Here is a 17,782-nt window from a genome sequence, read left to right on the forward strand (position 1 = left end):
GCCGTAGGGGGTGTACGTCCCGGCTCGGGGCATGGGACGATGCGGATTCCTGCAGCTCCCCTCCCAGCGTCCCTCCCCCAGCGTCACCCGCCCGCGAAGGAGTCCGCCATGCCGCTGCTGCCCGGTGCCGAACCGTACCGCCACCGCGGCGGACCGGTCGGGGTGCTGCTCTGCCACGGCTTCACCGGCTCGCCGCAGTCGATGCGGCCCTGGGCCGAGGAGCTGGCGGCGGCCGGGTTCACCGTCTCGCTGCCGTTGCTGCCGGGGCACGGCACCCGTTGGCAGGACATGCAGGTCACCCGGTGGGAGGACTGGTACGCGGAGGTCGAGCGCGAGCTGCTGGCCCTCGCCGAGGAGTGCGAGCAGGTCTTCGTCTGCGCGCTGTCGATGGGCGGTGCCCTCGCGCTGCGGCTGGCCGCGCTGCACGGCCCGACGGTGTCCGGGCTGGTGCTGGTCAACCCGTCGGTGCGCTCGGACAACCCCGCGGGGGTGCTGCTCCCGGTGCTCCGGCACCTCGTCCCGAGCATCGCGGGGGTCGCGAACGACATCCACAAGCCGGGCGCCCGCGAGGTCGGTTACGACCGGACGCCGCTGCACGCCGCCTGGTCGCTGGGCCGGCTGTGGCGGGAGGTCCAGCGGCGGCTGCCCGAGGTGACCCAGCCCGTGCTGCTCTTCCACAGCCCGCAGGACCACGTCGTCTCGCCGGCCAACTCGGAACTGGTGCTGGCCCGGATATCCTCGACCGACGTGACGGAGCGGCTGTGCCAACGCAGCTTCCACGTCGCGACGCTGGACCACGACGCGGCGGAAATATTCGCGGCGAGCCAGGACTTCATCCGACGGCTGGCTCCCGCGCATGTGGCGGGGGCGGACTTGGCCGAATCCGACGATCACCATGGCTGAAGGGCCGGAAGTGCACGAGAGCAGCACGGCGGGCAGCGGGGACGAGAAGCCCCGCGAGGACGGCGCGCGGACGGACGGAGCGCCGACGGACGCCACCGGCCGGGGGGACGCCGGCGCCGAGGGAACCCCGAACCCTCCGGGTGACGCCACCGTCCACGGGGACGGCACCGTCCAGGGCGGCCCGGCCTCGGGAGGTGCGGCAGCCGGCGGCGCGCCGACCGTCCCGGCCGGGGAGCCGACCGAGGCGGACGCCCCCGCACCCGTGGAGCCCCGCCCGCGCCGCAGCGCCCCCGAGCGCAGCCAGGCCGAGCAGGACGCGATCTTCGCCGCCCTGGTCGCCCAGTTCGACGACCCGGTCGACCTCACCAACCCCAACTGGCCCGAGGTCGAGAACCTCCGAGCGCAGAACGAGCTCAAGGGCGGCCTCAAGGACGGCACCGGCCCCAGGGCCGACCGGGGCGCCCCGGACGACCTCTCCGACCTCGCCCCCCAGCCCCGCTCCCGCTCCGGCCGCCCCGTGCTCCCGGCCGCCACCTCGGGTCCGCGCGACTTCGAGCTGGCCGAGGAGACCGACGAGGGCCACTACGTCCCGCCGGAGCCCCCGCCGCTGCCGCCCGCCGACACCACCGCGAAGTTCGCGTGGCTGGCGGTGCTCGGTGGCCCCGCCCTGCTGCTGATCGACGCGGTGGTGTGGCGGGAGATCTCCGGCTGGCCCGCCTGGGTGGGGGTCACCGCCTTCCTCGGCGGCTTCGTCACCCTGGTCGCCCGGATGAAGGACCGCGACGAGGACGAGCCGGAGGACCCGGACCACGGCGCCGTGGTCTGACCGGCCTGCTCATCGGCCGGCCTCGGGCAGTTCGACGACCGCCAGCACCGGCAGGTGGTCGGTAGCGGCCCGCAGGTCGGCCTCGGTGACGCCGGGCAGGCCGTGCGGCACCCCACAGCCGAGGACGGTGATCCCGGGTGTGGCGAAGACTGCGTCGATCCGCTGGTAGGGGTTCTCGGGGACGGACGTGAACTCGCCGCCCCAGGGCGCCGTCGGGTATCCGTCCCACATCCGGGAGGCCAGCAGCCGCCAGCCCGGCCCGTCCGGATGCTCGTTGAAGTCCCCTGCCACGACGCCCTGTTCGGCGATCGCGAGCTGGTCGAGCAGCAGCTCGAACTGCCCGCGGCGCTCCTCGGCGTCCAGGCTGAGGTGGCAGCTGGTGACGGTGAACGGCGCCGCGCCCGACACCCGCAGCAGCGCGGTGGCGAAGCCGCGCGCGTGCAGGCCGCGGGTCTTGGGCAACAGCCGGTCGTACCGGCCGAGCACCTCCACCGCGCCGGGCCGGCCGAGCAGCAGCGGCCCGGCGGCGGTCCGGCCGCCGCCGGACAGCACCACCGTCCCGGTGCTCCGGGCCAGCCAGGCGGCCTGTCCCTCGGGGCGCCAGTAGCGCGGCGACTCCTGGACGCAGACCAGGTCGGGCGCGCAGGCCCGGATCACCCGCACCAGCGCACGCCGGTCGTCGCGCAACGAGCGGATGTTGTAGCTGAGCAGGCGCAGCCGGCGCGGGCCGCCCGGCGGCGGAGCGATGGGCGCGGCGGTCATCTCACGGTCCTCCCCTGTGCGGTGTCACTGGGAAGGACGGTAGGGCGTGTCCGACCGTTCGCGCAGGACCAGCGCGCGCGGCGGGGTCGGTCGGACAGGCGCGACGACGACGGCGGCGGCGCGTCCGGGATCGGTCGGGGCCCGGTCGCACCGCCGCCGGCGGGTCTGTGCAGGAGAGCGGCTATCAGGTGCGGGCGAGGTCCGCGGCGCCGACGATGCCCGCAGCGGAGCCCATCGAGGCGAGTACGACCTCGGCGCGCGGGCGGTGCACCCCACCGGTCAGGTAGTGCTCGAAGGCCTTGGCGACCGGGTCGAGCAGCAGTCGGCCGGAGTCGGAGACGCCGCCGCCGAGGACGAAGACGCCCGGGTCGAACAGCGCGGCGAGGTCGGCCATGCCGCGGCCGAGCCAGTCGGACAGCTCGGCGTAGCACTCCAGGGCGAGCGGGTCGCCCCCCTCGGCCGCCTCGGTGATGTGGATGCCGCGGATGGTCTCGGCGACGCCGTCGTTGAGCTCCAGCATCCGCCGGCCGCGCACCGGGTCGGCCGCGGCCCGCTCCCGGCCGTAGCGGCGCAGCGCGCGCCCGGAGCCGTACTGCTCCCAGCAGCCCTTGCCGCCGCAGCCGCACTGCAGGCCGTCCGGGACCATGTTGAGGTGGCCGATCTCGCCGGCCACGCCGAAGCGGCCGCGGTGCAGCCGCCCGTCGAGGACGATGCCGCCGCCGATGCCGGTGCCGACGGTGATCAGCACCATGTCCTGGTGGTCGGCGGCCGCGCCGAAGCGGAACTCCGCCCAGGCGGCGCAGTTGGCGTCGTTCTCGACCACCGTGGACAGGCCGGTGAGCTCCTCGATCCGGCCGCGCAGCGGTTCGTTCTCCCAGTCGATGTTGGGAGCGAAGATCACCGTGGAGCGGTTGCTGTCGACGAAGCCGGGGGCGCCGACGCCGACCGCCGTGACGTCGGGGTGCTGCTCCTTGAGCTCGCGCACGGCCTGCGCGATGGCGTCGACCGCCCACTGGGGGTCTGCCGGGGTGGGGACCCGGGTCCGCGCCAGGATCGCACCCGCTTCGTCGACCACGCCTGCCGCGATCTTGGTCCCGCCGACATCGACGCCGATGGTCAGAGCCATGTGTCCCTCAGCTATTCACTCGTTCCCGCTGGACGGAACGGTACCGTCCAACCCAGCCCCCGTACACAGCCTCGCATACATTATCCGAAGACAATTCTGGGAAAACCGGGCCGCGAAGCTTCAAAAGTCTTATCTAATCTCTGGCTTCGTGACGTACGAGAGCAGCGCGATCACCCTCCGAAGGTTACGGATTCATTGCTTGGCGGACGTCTCGTCAGTCCCGTCCGCCCCGTCGGCGTCCCCGGCCCGGCCGGGCCCGTCGAGGTCGATCTTCTCCACCGGGGCGCCCTCCCCCGCGGTCCAGCGCTGCTCGTGCCCGGCCACCGCGGCCCGGTAGGCGGCCAGCAGCTCGGCGCCCGCGGCGGCAAGCCCGGAGCCGGCCGCGGCGAGGTGGGAGTAGACCTCCGGCTGCTGGGTGCGCAGGCGGTCGGCCAGCCCGGAGAGGGCGATCAGGGTGGTGGCGCTGGTCTCCTGCGCCTTCTCGCCGACGGCGGTGGCGAACCTGCGCACCTCGTCGACCAGCGGGCCGAGCTCCGGCCCGAACGGGTGGGACTGCCCGCTCCCCTGCTCCGCGCCGGGCTCGGTACGGTCGTCGGTGCTGGTCATCGCGGGCGCCTCCTCAGCCGTGGCCGCACCCCGCGGCCCTCCGGCCCGACGCTACCCGACCGGCGGCGGCCCCCGAAAAGACCGGAGAACCCGTCAGCCCTGCGGCCAGAGCGAAGGGTCGGGCGCGAACCGCACCGACAGCACGCCCTCGTGCAGCCCCGCCCCGGCGACGGTGCAGCGGCGCAGCGCGGCGGGCAGCGGCAGCACCCGGCGGTGGGCGCCGAGGCCGACCACCAGGTCGTCGCCCCGGCGGACCAGGTCCAGCCCGGCCCGGTCGGCGCCGGGCAGGTCGAGGTGCCAGACCAGCAGGCCGTCCCCGGCGAGCCGGTCCTCGACCGCCCAGGGCTCCGGGTCCAGCCGCTCGGGCCCCGGCCCGTCGCCGTACAGTCGGTCGGCGACGGCCTCCAGGGTGCCCTCGGCCAGGCCGGTGACCAGCACCGGGGCGTCGGTCACGGCGGTGAGCCGGTCCAGCTCCTCCTGGCGGCGGCGGGCCAGCGCGGCCAGCCAGGCGTCGGGCGAGGCCAGGGCGGCCGGCGGCAGCGCACCGTGCACCACGACGGCGTCCGGCCGGTGCCCGTACAGCGCGAGCCCGGCCCTGATCCGGCGCAGTTCCTCGTAGGGGTGGCCGTCGGCCGACACGACCAGGCGCACGCTGGTTCCCGGGTCGCTGATCGCGGCGCGGGACTCCGCGAGCACCGCGGCGGCCTTGGTGCGCCCCTCGTACAGCCACTCGGCGGGCATCGGGACGCCGGCCAGCCCCGCCAGCAGCGGGCGCAGCGCGCGGGCGGCCTGCCGCTGCTCGGGCACCAGGCGGTCCAGGTAGCGGGCCAGCTGCTCGGGCAGGGCGAGGGTTGCGATCAGCTCGGCGGGCGGCGGGGCGAGCACCACCAGGACGTCCTGGTCGGCGGCGGGCAGGGCACGCAGCAGGGCGAGCCGGGCGATGCCGGGGAGGGCGCTCAGTTCCTCGGGGTCGAGCTGTTCGGCGCCGAGCAGGTCGAGGGCGGGCTTGAGCCGGCCGGTGAGCTCGCCGACGGCGTAGCGGAAGGCGGCCTGCTCGTCGATCCGGGAGACCGTCAGGCCCGGCGCGTAGCGGATCGGTTCGGGTTCCAGGCGGGTGTCGAGGACGGCGTCCAGGGTGCGGTGCGGGTCGTCGGCGGCCAGCAGCCAGGTGCGGTGGCCGCTCTGGGCGGCGTGCAGGGCGGTGGCAGCGGCCACGGTGGGCGCGCCCGCGTCACCGCTGACCAGGATGGTGCGCGTCGCCGTCATGCCGTCTGCCCCCGTTCCGCCGTGCCGTGCCGTTCCCGTCAGCCCTCGACGCGCTTCTTCAGGCCGTCCAGGGCACGGTCGATGATGACCTTCTCGGCCTTGCGCTTGATCATGCCGAGCATCGGGATCTTGACGTCCACGGCGAGCTGGTAGGTGACCTCGGTGCGGCCGCCGGCCAGCGGGACGAGGGTGTAGGAGCCGTCCAGCGAGCGGAGCATCTGGCTGCGGACGAGGGTCCAGCGGACCTCGCGGTCGCCGTCCCAGGCGTAGGAGAGGGTGTGCTCGTCGCGGATGGCGCCGGCGTCCAGCAGCAGCCGGACCTCGGTGGCGCGGCCGTCCTCGGCGGTCCCCAGGACCTCGACCTCCTTGACCTCGCCGGTCCACGCCGGGTAGGCGGCGAAGTCGGCGATCACGGCCATGACCTCGGCCGGGGTCGCGTCGATGGTGATGCTCGACCTGGTGTGCTCCGCCATGGAATGACCCTCCGCGTCGTCCCGCTGCCTGCCGGCCCGGCCGAGGCACGCTCGACCCGATCCGCCCGGAGCAGGCTATCGCGACCGGCGATCGGCTCGGCCGCGCGGGCACCGGGCGCGGGCGCTGCGGGGCGGGCGGCGGGGCATGCTACCGGCCGGTCACCGGGGGCTGCCGTAGGGTGCCAGTCGAACGACCCGGTCACGGCCTGGTCCGACCCGCCCCGGTGTGACACTTCGAACACCGGGGCCGACCCCCCTGGTCGAAGCTGCCTACCGGGCAGTAACGTCCTGCCGTCCCGCAGCGTCGCGAACGAGGAGCAGTCTTGCTCGACTTCAGCCTTCCGGCCCTCTACCAGGTACCGAGCGGCGGTAACCTCTCCGACCCTGTGCACCGGAACGCCGAGGAGCACCCGGACGTCGCGGTGCTCAGCCGGAAGGTGGACGGCCGCTGGCAGGAGTTGACCTCGGTCCAGTTCCTCGCCGAGGTGCACGCCGCCGCGAAGGGCCTGATCGCCGCGGGCATCGAGCCCGGCGACCGGGTGGGCATCATGTCCCGCACCCGGTACGAGTGGACGCTGCTGGACTTCGCGATCTGGACGGCCGGCGCGATCACCGTGCCGGTGTACGAGACCTCCTCCGCCGAGCAGGTCGAGTGGATCCTCGGGGACTCGGGCGCGGTCGCCGTCCTGACCGAGACCGACCAGCACGTCAAGGTGGTCGCCGAGGTCCGCGACCGGCTGCCGGAGCTGAAGCACACCTGGCAGATCGAGGGCGGCGCGCTCGCCGCGCTGACCGAGGCCGGCCGGGACGTCCCGGACGCGACGGTGCAGGAGCGCCGCTCGATCGCCGGCCCCGACGACATCGCCACCATCGTCTACACCTCGGGCACCACCGGCCGCCCGAAGGGCTGTCAGCTGACCCACGGCAACTTCCTCGCCGAGTGCGGCAACGTGGTCGAGCGCCTCGCCCCGCTGTTCCGCACCGGCGACAGCTCGGTCCTGCTCTTCCTGCCGCTGGCCCACGTGCTCGGCCGGATCGCCGAGATCGCCCCGGCGATGGCCCCGATCAAGCTGGGCCACGTCTCCGACATCAAGGACGTCACCGCCGAGCTGGCCGCCTTCAGGCCGAGCCTGATCCTGGGCGTGCCCAGAGTGTTCGAGAAGGTCTACAACACCGCCCGCGCCAAGGCCCAGGCCGACGGCAAGGGCAAGATCTTCGACAAGGCCGCCGAGACCGCGATCGCCTACAGCCGGGCGCTGGACGCCGGCGGCGCGGGCCTGGTCCTGCGGCTCAAGCACGCGGTGTTCGACAAGCTGGTCTACAGCAAGCTGCGCGCCGCCCTCGGCGGCCGGGCCACCCACGCGATCTCCGGCGGCGCCCCGCTCGGCGAGCGGCTCGGCCACTTCTACCGGGGCATCGGCTTCACCGTCCTGGAGGGCTACGGGCTCACCGAGACCTGCGCGGCCACCGCCTTCAACCCGTGGGACAAGCCGAAGATCGGTACGGTCGGCCAGCCGGTCCCCGGCGCCTCCGTCCGGATCGCCGAGGACGGCGAGGTCTACTTCAAGGGCCCGCACGTCTTCACCGGCTACTGGAACAACCCGCAGGCCACCGCCGACACCCTCAAGGACGGCTGGATGGCCACCGGCGACCTCGGCTCGCTGGACTCCGAGGGCTACCTGACCATCACCGGCCGCAAGAAGGAGATCATCGTCACCGCCGGGGGCAAGAACGTCGCCCCGGCCGTGATCGAGGACCGGATCCGCGCCCACGCCCTGGTCGGCGAGGTCATGGTGGTCGGCGACCGCAAGCCCTTCATCGCCTGCCTGATCACCGTCGACCCGGACTTCTTCCCGAAGTGGAAGGAGCTCAACGGCAAGCCCGCCACCGCCACCGTCGCCGAGCTCGCCGACGACCCGGACCTGCTGGCCGCCCTCCAGTCGGCGGTGGACGACGGCAACGCGGCCGTCTCACACGCCGAGGCGGTCAAGAAGTTCCGCCTGCTGGACACCGAGTTCTCCGAGGAGAGCGGCCACCTGACGCCCTCGCTCAAGCTCAAGCGCAACGTGGTGCTCAAGGACTACGCCGCCGAGATCGAGGCGCTCTACAAGAAGTAGTGGATGCGGACGGGCCCCGCCCCCGAGAGGGGGGGCGGGGCCCGTCCGCGTCTCAGCCCGCCAGCAGCGAGGTCAGCCGCCCGGCCAGCAGGTCCCAGCGCCAGGAGCGCTCCACCCAGCGCCGCCCGGCCTCACCCATCCGCCGCCGCAGCTCCTCGTCCCCCAGCAGCCGGACGATCCGCTCCGCGGCCGCCGCGGCCGAGCCGCCCGGCACCACGTACCCGGTCTCGCCCTCCAGCACCGCGTCCGGAGCCCCGCCGGAGTCCCCCGCGACCACCGGCAGGCCGGTCGCCGAGGCCTCCAGGTAGACGATCCCCAGGCCCTCCACGTCCAGCCCGCCGCGCCTGGTCCGGCAGGGCATGGCGAAGACGTCCCCGGCCCCGTAGTGGGCGGGCAGCTCCTCCCACGGCACCGAGCCGGTGAACCGCACAGAGGCCCGTACGCCCCTCGCCTCCGCGAGCTTCTCCAGGTCCGCGCGGTACGGTCCGCCGCCGACGACCAGCAGCACCGCGTCCGGCACGTCCGCCAGGATCTGCGGCATCGCCTCGATCAGGGTGTCCTGGCCCTTGCGCGGCACCAGCCGGGAGACGCAGACCACCACCGGCCGGTCCGCCAGCCCCAGCCGCCGGCGCACCTCGGCACCCCCCGAGGCCGGGTGGAAGGTCGACTCGTCGACACCCGGCGGCAGCTGCACCATCCGGGCCGCGGCCCGCGGCCCGACCGCGGCGGCGATCCGCGAGCGGGTGTACTCGCCCAGGTACGTCAGCACGTCGGTGCCCGCCCCGATCCGCCGCAGCAGCTGCCGGGAGCCCGGCAGCTGCGCCCAGGCGGCCTCGTGCCCGTGGGTCATGCCGAGCAGCCGCCCGGCCCCGGCCCGGCGCAGCGCGGGCGCCATCAGGCCGAGCGGGGCGGCGGCGCCGAACCAGACCGAGTCGCACTTCTCCGCGCGCAGGATCTCGGCGGCCCGCCGGGTGACCCGCGGTGTGGGAACCATCACCTTCGTACGGTCCCGGATCACCGGGAACGGCTGCTCGGCGTCGAAGCGCCGCACCTCGGTGCCGTCCCGCCAGGTCGAGGCGTACACCACGACGCTCCCTGCGGGCTGACGGACGGCCATGTTGTGCACGAAGGCCTGGATGCCTCCCGGGCGGGGCGGGAAGTCATTGGTGACGATCAAGGTTCTGTGCATCAGGCCACGGCTCGCTCGGTCGGGGGGTGCTCGGTGTACCGCTGGGTGATCCGTACGATAGGTCAACACCATGACCCGCCGGGAACGGAACCGCACACGGCAACCGTTTGACCCCCGGGTCAGTCCTAGTACCTAGGCTGCTGCGGACGCGGCGGCCCGGGCGTCCGTCAGTACGACGCCTCCGGTGAGGACGTCGAGACGAACGAGGGAGCGCAGTGGAGTTGGCCCCGGCCACCGAGTCCGGTACTTCGCGCGGCCGCCTCGGCCGCCCGCTCGGGGCGCTCGCCGCCCTCGGGGCGACCTGGGTGGCCACCCGCACCGTACTGGTGCTGCTGATGACCGGCGTGCTGAAGTCGCCCGGCGGCGACGTCACGGCCGACGTCTGGATGATCTACCACGCCTGGTACGGCGTGCTGCAGACCGGCACCTTCCCGTTCGACGACGTGACCTGGCAGTACCCGCCCGGCGCCGCCCTGGTGATCCTGCTGCCGGGCCTGCTGCCCTGGTCGTACCTGACCTCGTTCTGGGTGATCTGCGGCATCGCCGACGCCGCCGCGGCCGCGCTGCTGATCCGCACCGGCCTGCGCAGGGGCCGGGTGCTGACCGGCGCCTGGATGTGGGTGGTCGGCGTGCCGCTGCTCGGCCCGATGATCTACAACCGCTTCGACCTGCTGGTCACCGCGCTCGCCCTGGCCGGCCTGCTCGCGCTGATCCGCCGCCCGGCGGTCGGCGGGCTGCTGCTGGGCCTGGGCGGCATCGTCAAGGTGTGGCCGCTGCTCGGCCTGATCGGCACCCCGTCCGGCCGCCGCACCCGCCGCTCCTGGACGCTGGCCGCGGCCACCGCCGTCTCGGTGGGCTTCCTGCTCGCGGCCGGGATGAACGGCGCCTTCGGCTTCCTCGCCTTCCAGAAGGACCGCGGCATCGAGGTCGAGTCGGTCGGCGCCCTGCCGCTGCACCTGGCCCGGATCGCCGGGGGCTGGAACGGCAGGGTCACCATGAACTACGGCTCCCCCGAGATGCTCGGACCGTGGGTCAGCGTGATCAGCAAGGTGATGATGGCCGGCACCGTGCTGGGCTTCCTCTGGCTGCTGCTGTGGCGCTTCACCGCCCGCCGCCGCAACGCGGCCACCATGTACGACGCGGCGCTGTGCGCGCTGCTGGTGTTCGTGGTGACCAGCCGGGTGATCAGCCCGCAGTACCTGGTCTGGCTGGTCGGCGTGGCGGCGGTCTGCCTGACCGTGCGCGGCACCAGCCAGCGGCCGGTGGCGCTGCTGATCCTGGTCGCCTGCCCGCTCACCCTGCTCGAATTCCCGACCATGTTCACCCAGGTCCTGAACAGCGATCCGCTGGCGATCACCGTGCTGGGCCTGCGCAACCTGCTGCTGCTGACCGCCACCGTGCTCTCCGCCGTCCGGCTCTGGCGCTCCACCCGCGCCGCGGCGCCCCTGCCGCCCACCGTGGTGCTGTCCGAGCCCGCCGCGCTGCCGCCCGCCTCCGCCTACCCCGTCCGCCCGGGCATCGCCTACGAGCAGGACCTGCTGGACGGCATCGACCACCCGGCCGGTCGTTAGGGCCCGCCCGACGAGGGCCGCCCTAGCCGGCTTTCAGCGACTGCACCTCGGCCAGCCAGAGCGTGGTGAACTCGGCCAGTCCGATGCCCAGTTCGGCGCGCAGCAGCCGGTCGGTACGGCGGTCCCGGTCCTCGCCCTGCCCGTCGGCCGCGCCGACCGCCCGGTAGAAGGCGACCAGCCGGTCCGTCCCGTAGCGGCGGGCGATCAGCTCGCAGGCGAGCCAGGCCTGCTCGTAGGCCTGGGCGATGCCGGTGGCGCCGGCGGCGAAGTCCCCGTCGGCGGGCAGGGCGGTCGGCAGCTTCCCGGCGGCGACGTCCCGGGTGAGCTCGGGGGCGATCTGCTGCGGGCGGCGGCCGGACCCGCGGTAGGCGGTCCAGTCGGCGACGCCCTCGGAGAGCCACAGCGGGGTCCAGGCCCGGGTGTCGGCCCGGGTCGCGACATGGGTGGCCTCGTGGGTGACCACCACCTGCCGGCCGAAGTCGCTGAGCCGCCCGAACGCCTCGGGGTTGATCACCACCCGGTCCGCCGGGGTGTGCCAGGGGGCGCCGGGGGCGGCGACGGTGACCGCCGCCATGCCCGTCCAGCCCGCCGGGTCGGCCTCCAGCAGCCGGGCGAACTCCGGCTCGGTGGCGGGCAGTTCGAGCAGCAGCCGACCGGGCCAGCCGCCGCCCCAGACCGCGCTGACGGCCGGCACCGCCTGGTCCCCCACCGCGACCAGCTCGGCCGGGTCGGGCCCTGCGGCCAGGCCCAGCACCAGGCACCGGGTGCCGGGGGCGGTACGGGCGGGGCCGAGGTCCCACAACGCCGGGGGTCCGGCCGTGCCCTCCTCGTGCTCGACCCGCCAGCCGCCCCGGTCCCGGACCAGCTCGATCCGGCGCGGGTACACCGCCGGGTACTCGTCGTACCCGGCGATCCGCACCTCCAGTTCGACGGACGCGGTCAGCCGCTCCGGCCCGTCGGCCGTCGGGGCCGCCGGCCCGGGCGACAGCACCAGGTTGCGGTACGTCGCCCCGGCCCCCGTGAGCCCGGACCAGACGGGCAGCGAGCGCGCCCGCTCCGCCAGCACCGCGGCCACCTCGGTGCGCCGGTCGGCGTCCCGCGCGTCCGGCGCCGCCGCGGGGGCGGCCGGGGGCAGCGACAGCTGGACCAGCCCGCCGGCCGCCAGCAGCAGCGCTCCGCGCCGGGACAGCACGCGGCCGGCCGCGTCTATCGGGTGCGGCTCGGCCGCGCCGGAAGGCGTCGCGCTCAGAGCCGGACCACCCCCGAGACCGGCATCGAGTTGACGCTCTCGTAGCGGACCTTGGCGCCCGGGTAGGGGGCGTGCACCATCACCCCGCCGCCGGCGTACATCCCGACGTGGTGCATGTCCCGGTAGAAGATCACCAGGTCTCCCGGCCGTGCTTCGGAGAGGCTGATCCGCTGCCCGGCGTACGCCTGGGCCTGCGAGGTCCGCGGCAGGGTCACTCCGGCCTGCCGCCAGCTGTAGTACATCAGACCGGAACAGTCGAAGGCACGGGGTCCGGTGGATCCGTAGACGTAGGGCGAGCCGATCATCCGCACCGCGGCGGCCAGCGCGGCCGCTCCGCGCTCGGAGGCGGGCGGGGTGGTTCCGAGGTCCAGCCGGTCGGTGCCGCGGGTGGCGCGCTGCTCGGCCTCCCGGGCGTCCTGGACGGCCATCCTGGCCCGCTCCGCGGCGCCCAGACCGTTCAGCAGCTTCTGCGCCGCGGCCAGCCGCTGCTGGATCTGCTGCTTGTTCTCGGCCAGCGAGCGGCGGGCCTGGTCCAGCTCGGCGAGCTTGGCCGCGGTCTCCGTGCGGCGCTGGTCGAGCCTGCGCTGACGGGTGACCAGCTCGTGCAGGGTCTCCTGCTGCCGCTCGGCGGCCTGGCCGAGGGTACGGGCGCGGGCGAGGTAGGCCTCGGGGTCGCTGGAGAGCATCAGCTGGGCGGTCTGGGCCATCCCGCCGCCCCGGTACTCGGCCCCGGCCACCGTGGCCAGGTCTCCGCGCAGCTGGTTGAGCTGGTCCTGGGCGGCGGCGACCTCGCCCTGCAGGTTCGCGGTCTCGTTCAGGAGCCGCTTCTGCGCCTCCTGAGCGGCGTTGTACTTCTCCGAGGCCTGTTCGGCCTCGTCGTACAGCTGCTCGACCTGCGCCTTGACGTCCTTGCGGTCGGGCTTGTCCGGCGCCCCGGGGGCGGCCTGGGCGCTGCCGCCGGTCGCCACACCCAGGGCCGTGGTGGCGGCAGCGGTCAGTACCAGCGCACGGACGAGCAGTTGGGAACGGCGGTGCACGGGCATGGCGGCAGCGGCTCCAGTCCTGCGGCGCGGCCCCGCGGCCGCGCCCCGGTGGGCGGCCGTCGAGCGGGAGTCCGGTGGCAGACGTTAGCGAGTCCGGGCAAGTGAGTCCAAACCCCTCCCGACCCGAATATTTGACCCTTATTCGGACACCAGAGCGCGTCGCCGGAAAAGCCGCAGGCCCGGCCCTCCGTGGTGGAGGACCGGGCCCGTCGGACCGGGCGGGGATCAGACCCGCACGATGGAAGCCAGCGGCATGTTGGAGACGGCCTCGTAGCGCACCGACGCGCCCGGCTTGGGCGCGTGCAGCACCTGGCCGTTGCCCGCGTAGATGCCGACGTGGTGGGCGTCGCTGTAGAAGATCAGCAGGTCGCCGGGCTGGGCCTGGGAGAGGTCCGTGCCGATCCGGGTACCGGCGCCGGCCTGCTCCTGCGAGGTGCGCGGCAGCGACACGTTGGCCTGGTTGAACGCCCAGACCATCAGGCCGGAGCAGTCGAAGGAGCTGGGGCCGGTGGCGCCCCAGACGTACGGGCTGCCGACCTTGGTGGCGGCGGCGGCCAGCGCGGCGGCACCGTGCGAGCTGCCCGGGGCGATCTTGACCGGCGCGTTCGAGGAGCCCGAGCCGAGGTCGGAGCGGCCGCTGTCACGCGAGGCGCGGTCACCGGAGCCCGACTGGGAGGCCTGCGCGGCGGCGTCCGCCTTGGCCTTGGCGTCGGCGGCGGCCTTCTCCTCGGCCGCCTTGATCGCCTGGCGCTCCTGCTCGGTCAGCGTGTTGAGCAGGTCCTGGGCGGCCTTCAGCTTGTTCTGGACGTCCTCCTTGGACGCCTTCAGCTGCGTGGTCGTGGACTCCAGCTCGGCGAGCTTGCCCTGGGCCTCGGTACGGTCCTGGTCGAGCTTGCGCTGCTGCTCCTGGAGCTGCTTCAGCTGGTTCTTCTGGGTGTCACCGGCCTGGTTCAGCGCCCCGGCCTGGTTGAGGAAGTTGTCCGGGCTGGAGGAGAGCATCAGCTGGACGGTCGGGGATATGCCCCCGTTCCGGTACTGCTCGCCGGCGATCTCGGCGAGGCCGCCCTGCAGGTCGGTCACCTGCGCCTGCTGACGGGCCACCTGGTCCTGCAGGCCGGAGACCTGCTTCTCCAGCTCCTGCTGCTTCTCCTGCGCCGCGTTGTACTTCTCGGTCGCCTGCTCGGCCTGCTCGTTGAGCTGGTCGACCTGCTCCTTGACCTGCTCCTTGGTCGGCTGCGGGTCGGCGTGCGCGCCGGTCTGCGCGGAGAGGGCGACGGCCGCGGCGGCGAAACCGGTCAGGATCGAGACACGAGCGCGGCTGGCTGGCTTGGGACGACGATGGGACGCCACGAAGGCGGACTCCTTCTTCCTACCTCCGCCTACCGGGTGAGCTGACGGGTTCGGGCCGGAAGCATGCCCTACGACGCCTCACGGCCTCACCAACGGCCGACCTGGCGCCGATTCACCCCGGAGGAACGTGGTTCCCCGGCTCCGCTCCGCAGCGCCCCCGACCACTGGGCTCCCCTGTCGGGCAGTCGCTTCGACCTGCCCCGCTGTTTCGCGAACTCGACGGAAACCACCGCCGCCACCCAGGCTGGGTGATCGACAGTGCGGTGGTTCGGGGCACGACCCTAGTAACTGAACCGTGATCCGTTCAAATCCTTGTCAGAAAAAAGACGGAAGATTACCCATGTTCTCTTGTGAAAATGACTGATCGTGATCGCCGCTGTACGCAAAGCTGATCAACACTCATCGGTTGGCCGGTAGCGGGCAAAACCCGAAGCGCCACCCCCGATCGGGAGGTGGCGCGTATCACAGGGCCGGAGTCGGGCCCCGAGGAGGGTGTCGGGCCGTCAGACCCGGCGGATCGTGTTGATCGGCATCGCGTCGGCCTTCATCACCTTCACCACGTCACCGGTGTGCGGCGCGTGGACCACCATGCCGTTGCCGATGTACATCCCGACGTGGTGCCGGTCGCTGCCGTAGATCACCAGGTCGCCCGGCTGGGCCTGGTCCAGCGAGGGCACCCGGGTGCCGACGTCGCCCTGCTCCTGCGAGGTGCGCGGCAGCGAGACGCCGGCCTGGGCGTACGACCAGAGCATCAGGCCCGAGCAGTCGAAGGTGCTCGGCCCGGTGGCGCCCCACACGTACGGCGAGCCCTGCTTGCTCATCGCCTTGGCCACGGCCACGGCCGCGTAGCCGCTGGCCGGCGGCAGGCTGCTGAGGTCGACCCGGGCCGCGCCGCGCGAGGCGCGGTCGTCCTGCTGCTGCTGGGCCTTCAGCGCGGCCCGCTCGGTGGCGCTGAGCGAGTTCAGCAGGTCCTGCGCGGCCTTCAGCTTCTGGTTGACGTCCGACTTGGCCTGGTTGAGGTCCTTGGTGGTGGAGTCCAGCGAGGCCAGCACGGCGGCCGCCTCGGCCTTCTCCTGGTCCAGCCGGCGCTGCTGGTCGAGCAGCCCCTTGAGCGCCTCGGTCTGGCTCTGGCTGGCCTGCTGGACGCTCGACGCCTTGTCCAGGTAGCCGGACGGGTCGGAGGAGAGCATCAGCTGGACGGACGGGTCGATGCCCCCGGTGCGGTACTGCTCGCCCGCGACCTGGGCCAGCCCGGTCTGCAGCTGGCTCATCTGGTCCTGACTGCGGGCCACCTGGTCCTGCAGCTGGTCGGCCTGCTTGCGGAGCTGGTCGGCCCGCTCCTTGGCGCCGTTGTACTTCTCCGCCGCCTGCTCCTGCTCCTGCTGGAGCTGGTCGATCTGCGCCTTGACGTCGGACGTGTTCGGCTGCGGCGCGGCGTGCGCGGCCACCTGGGCGGAGAGGGCGACCGCGGTCGCAGCGGCAGCGGTGAGCACGGAGACCCGCGCGCGGCTCGGCTGCTTGGGACGGCGGTGGGAGGCCAAGTGACCGGCTCCTTCTTCCAATGGACTCACCTGTTCGGGTGAGGTTCCGGAAAATAGGTTTGACGCCAGACCCTAGTGAAGATCTATCCGTTTTGCCACTCCCCCGAAGGCGTGAACTCCGCTTCCCACGCCGGCTTCACCGGATCCGCACACCACCACGGAAAGCGCCCGAAAAGGGCACTGACCAGGGGTCACGGCCACCGGCCCGGATCAGGGACGGGCGAGCCGGTTCAGCAGCAGCACCGAGGCCACCGGGCGCGCACCCGCCTTCCGCACGCCCTCCGCGACCTCCCGGTCGGTGGACACCACCACCACCGGACGGCCCTGCGGCTCGGCCCGGACCAGACGGCGGATCAGCTCGTCCGCGGTCTCCCCGGTCCGGCTGAACCGTACCCGCACCCCGCGCGGCGGCGCCATGATGACCGGCACGTCCAGGTCCTGCCCGTCGAACACACAGGTGACCTCCGCCTGGGTGCGCTGGGCCAGCATCGCCAGACCGCCCAGCAGCCGGATCCGCTGCTGCTCCAGCGGCAGCGTCGGGTACCCGGTCTTGGTCACGTTGTAGCCGTCCACCACCAGGTGCACCTGCGGGATCGCCAGCAGCTGGTCCAGCAGCGCCGGATCGTCCTCGGCCAGACCGCGCCGGGCCACGTCGTGCGGCGAGGCCGCCCCCGGGACCACCGCCTCCACCAGGTCCGCCGGGCGGATCTGGGAGACCGGCAGCGCCAGCTCGCGCTGAAGTCCCTGCGCCGACTGCAGCACGGTGTCCAGCAGCAGCCGCAGCCGCATGTCCTCGACGCTGCGCCCCTCGCGGGCCGACCGGCGGCCCTGCTCGGCGGCGGTCTCCAGCTCGGACACCCGGTGCCGCAGCCGTCGGGCCTCGCCCTCGGCCGCACTGCGCTCGCCCGCGGCCTGCGCCTTCGCGGCCTCCAGCTCCCCGGTCACCCGCCGGGTCTCGGCCTGCGCCCGGCGGGTGTCGCTCTCCAGCGACCGCACCTTCTTGCGCAGCGACTCGACCTCCCGCCGGACGCCCTCGAACTCCGCGCGCTGCCGGTCCAGGTCCGCCCGCGCCGCGGCCCGCACCTCGGCCAGCTCGGCCTGCAGCTTCTCCACCAGCCGGGTTGCCTCCGCCGCCGCGTCCTCGGCGCCGGCCCGCTCGGCCTCCTCGCCGGCCTCGGTGACCAGTCGGCTCCAGCCTGCCGAGCGCACCAGGTAGGCGGCGGCCGCGACGTCCATCGGATCGGCGGCGCCGGGGACGGTGCCCGACTCCAGCGCCTTCACCAGGTCCGGCTGGCCCAGCCGCAGCCGCTCCGCTATCCGCACCCGGAAGGCCGGCTCGGACTCCAGCGCCGCCGCCAGCGCGGTGGCCGCGTACTTGGCCCGCCGGACCGGGGTGAACTTGACGTACTGGCGCAGGCTCTGCGGCAGTTCCGCGGGTGGCAACCCGCCCAGCGCGTCGGAGGCCAGCCCGACCACGCGCCGGCGCACCCCCTCCGGCAGCGGCCGGTCCAGCTTCTCGACCACGCGTTCCGCGGCGGCACCGGCGGGGCCGGAGCCGGCGGTGTCGGAGCCCGCAGCGCCGGAACCGGCGGCTTCCTCCGCCGCGGCGGTCTCGGACGGGACCGCCCCGGCGGCCTGCTCCGGTGCCTGCGCAGCGGGCTGAAGCCCCTGCGCTTCGCCGGGCTCCCTCGCTGCGTCCACCACGTCCTCGGCTCCGATCCTGGTCCAGCGGGTGCGGCCCGCGGCCGCCCCTGTCGTCA

The 17,782-nt window shown here is 73.8% G+C and carries 15 protein-coding genes and 1 riboswitch; of the genes, 4 read left to right on the forward strand and 11 right to left on the reverse strand.

Annotation, left to right across the window (positions count from 1 at the left end):
* Positions 1–108 precede the first annotated feature (108 nt).
* Together ACIRVF_RS09945 and ACIRVF_RS09950 are read left to right on the forward strand one after the other, a co-directional pair.
* Positions 109–903 carry an alpha/beta hydrolase gene (locus ACIRVF_RS09945; protein ID WP_402815804.1) on the forward strand — a complete coding sequence of 265 codons (795 nt, stop codon included), beginning with the start codon at positions 109–111 and terminating at the stop codon, positions 901–903.
* A gap of 10 nt (positions 904–913) precedes the next feature.
* On the forward strand, positions 914–1,729 hold the full coding sequence (locus ACIRVF_RS09950; RefSeq protein ID WP_402815805.1) for a hypothetical protein: 816 nt from the start codon (positions 914–916) through the stop codon (positions 1,727–1,729).
* A 9-nt stretch (positions 1,730–1,738) separates the two neighbouring features.
* Here the strand turns inward: ACIRVF_RS09950 and ACIRVF_RS09955 are convergent, their stop codons facing one another.
* The 5 genes from ACIRVF_RS09955 to ACIRVF_RS09975 form a co-directional block, all read right to left on the reverse strand.
* Positions 1,739–2,491, reverse strand: a complete 753-nt coding sequence (locus ACIRVF_RS09955) for an endonuclease/exonuclease/phosphatase family protein (RefSeq protein ID WP_402815806.1) — start codon at positions 2,489–2,491, stop codon at positions 1,739–1,741.
* 184 nt (positions 2,492–2,675) lie between these two features.
* A complete protein-coding gene (locus tag ACIRVF_RS09960) occupies positions 2,676–3,617 on the reverse strand; it encodes an ROK family glucokinase (protein ID WP_402815807.1) in 942 nt (313 codons plus the stop codon).
* A 192-nt stretch (positions 3,618–3,809) separates the two neighbouring features.
* Positions 3,810–4,223 carry a DUF5304 family protein gene (locus ACIRVF_RS09965; RefSeq protein ID WP_402815808.1) on the reverse strand — a complete coding sequence of 138 codons (414 nt, stop codon included), beginning with the start codon at positions 4,221–4,223 and terminating at the stop codon, positions 3,810–3,812.
* A gap of 93 nt (positions 4,224–4,316) precedes the next feature.
* Positions 4,317–5,489, reverse strand: a complete 1,173-nt coding sequence (locus ACIRVF_RS09970; RefSeq protein ID WP_402815809.1) for an ArsA family ATPase — start codon at positions 5,487–5,489, stop codon at positions 4,317–4,319.
* 38 nt (positions 5,490–5,527) lie between these two features.
* Positions 5,528–5,962 (reverse strand): SRPBCC family protein, encoded by a 435-nt coding sequence (locus ACIRVF_RS09975; protein ID WP_402815810.1) that lies wholly within the window; start codon positions 5,960–5,962, stop codon positions 5,528–5,530.
* 323 nt (positions 5,963–6,285) lie between these two features.
* Here ACIRVF_RS09975 and ACIRVF_RS09980 point away from each other — a divergent pair, with 323 nt between their 5' ends.
* Positions 6,286–8,079: an AMP-dependent synthetase/ligase gene (locus ACIRVF_RS09980; RefSeq protein WP_402815811.1), complete on the forward strand. Its 1,794-nt coding sequence runs from the start codon at positions 6,286–6,288 to the stop codon at positions 8,077–8,079.
* Positions 8,080–8,131: 52 nt separating this feature from the next.
* On the opposite strand, the gene ACIRVF_RS09985 is transcribed toward ACIRVF_RS09980, so the two are convergent.
* Positions 8,132–9,268, reverse strand: a complete 1,137-nt coding sequence (locus tag ACIRVF_RS09985; RefSeq protein ID WP_402815812.1) for a glycosyltransferase family 4 protein — start codon at positions 9,266–9,268, stop codon at positions 8,132–8,134.
* A 215-nt stretch (positions 9,269–9,483) separates the two neighbouring features.
* On the opposite strand from ACIRVF_RS09985, the gene ACIRVF_RS09990 reads away from it, so the two are divergent.
* Positions 9,484–10,839, forward strand: a complete 1,356-nt coding sequence (locus tag ACIRVF_RS09990; RefSeq protein WP_402815813.1) for a glycosyltransferase 87 family protein — start codon at positions 9,484–9,486, stop codon at positions 10,837–10,839.
* Positions 10,840–10,861: 22 nt separating this feature from the next.
* On the opposite strand, the gene ACIRVF_RS09995 is transcribed toward ACIRVF_RS09990, so the two are convergent.
* The 5 genes from ACIRVF_RS09995 to ACIRVF_RS10015 form a co-directional block, all read right to left on the reverse strand.
* A complete protein-coding gene (locus tag ACIRVF_RS09995) occupies positions 10,862–12,031 on the reverse strand; it encodes a hypothetical protein (protein ID WP_402815814.1) in 1,170 nt (389 codons plus the stop codon).
* A 53-nt stretch (positions 12,032–12,084) separates the two neighbouring features.
* On the reverse strand, positions 12,085–13,131 hold the full coding sequence (locus tag ACIRVF_RS10000) for an NlpC/P60 family protein (RefSeq protein WP_402815815.1): 1,047 nt from the start codon (positions 13,129–13,131) through the stop codon (positions 12,085–12,087).
* A gap of 225 nt (positions 13,132–13,356) precedes the next feature.
* Complete coding sequence (locus ACIRVF_RS10005) at positions 13,357–14,481, reverse strand: NlpC/P60 family protein (RefSeq protein ID WP_402815816.1); 1,125 nt, start codon at positions 14,479–14,481, stop codon at positions 13,357–13,359.
* 10 nt (positions 14,482–14,491) lie between these two features.
* A riboswitch (cyclic di-AMP (ydaO/yuaA leader) is annotated at positions 14,492–14,645 on the reverse strand.
* A 339-nt stretch (positions 14,646–14,984) separates the two neighbouring features.
* Positions 14,985–16,022 carry an NlpC/P60 family protein gene (locus tag ACIRVF_RS10010; protein ID WP_402815817.1) on the reverse strand — a complete coding sequence of 346 codons (1,038 nt, stop codon included), beginning with the start codon at positions 16,020–16,022 and terminating at the stop codon, positions 14,985–14,987.
* Between the two features lie 210 nt (positions 16,023–16,232).
* Complete coding sequence (locus tag ACIRVF_RS10015; RefSeq protein ID WP_402816253.1) at positions 16,233–17,546, reverse strand: NYN domain-containing protein; 1,314 nt, start codon at positions 17,544–17,546, stop codon at positions 16,233–16,235.
* Between the last annotated feature and the right edge of the window lie 236 nt (positions 17,547–17,782).

The organism is Kitasatospora sp. NPDC101157 (genome assembly GCF_044768255.1).
Classification (GTDB): Bacteria; Actinomycetota; Actinomycetes; order Streptomycetales; family Streptomycetaceae; genus Kitasatospora.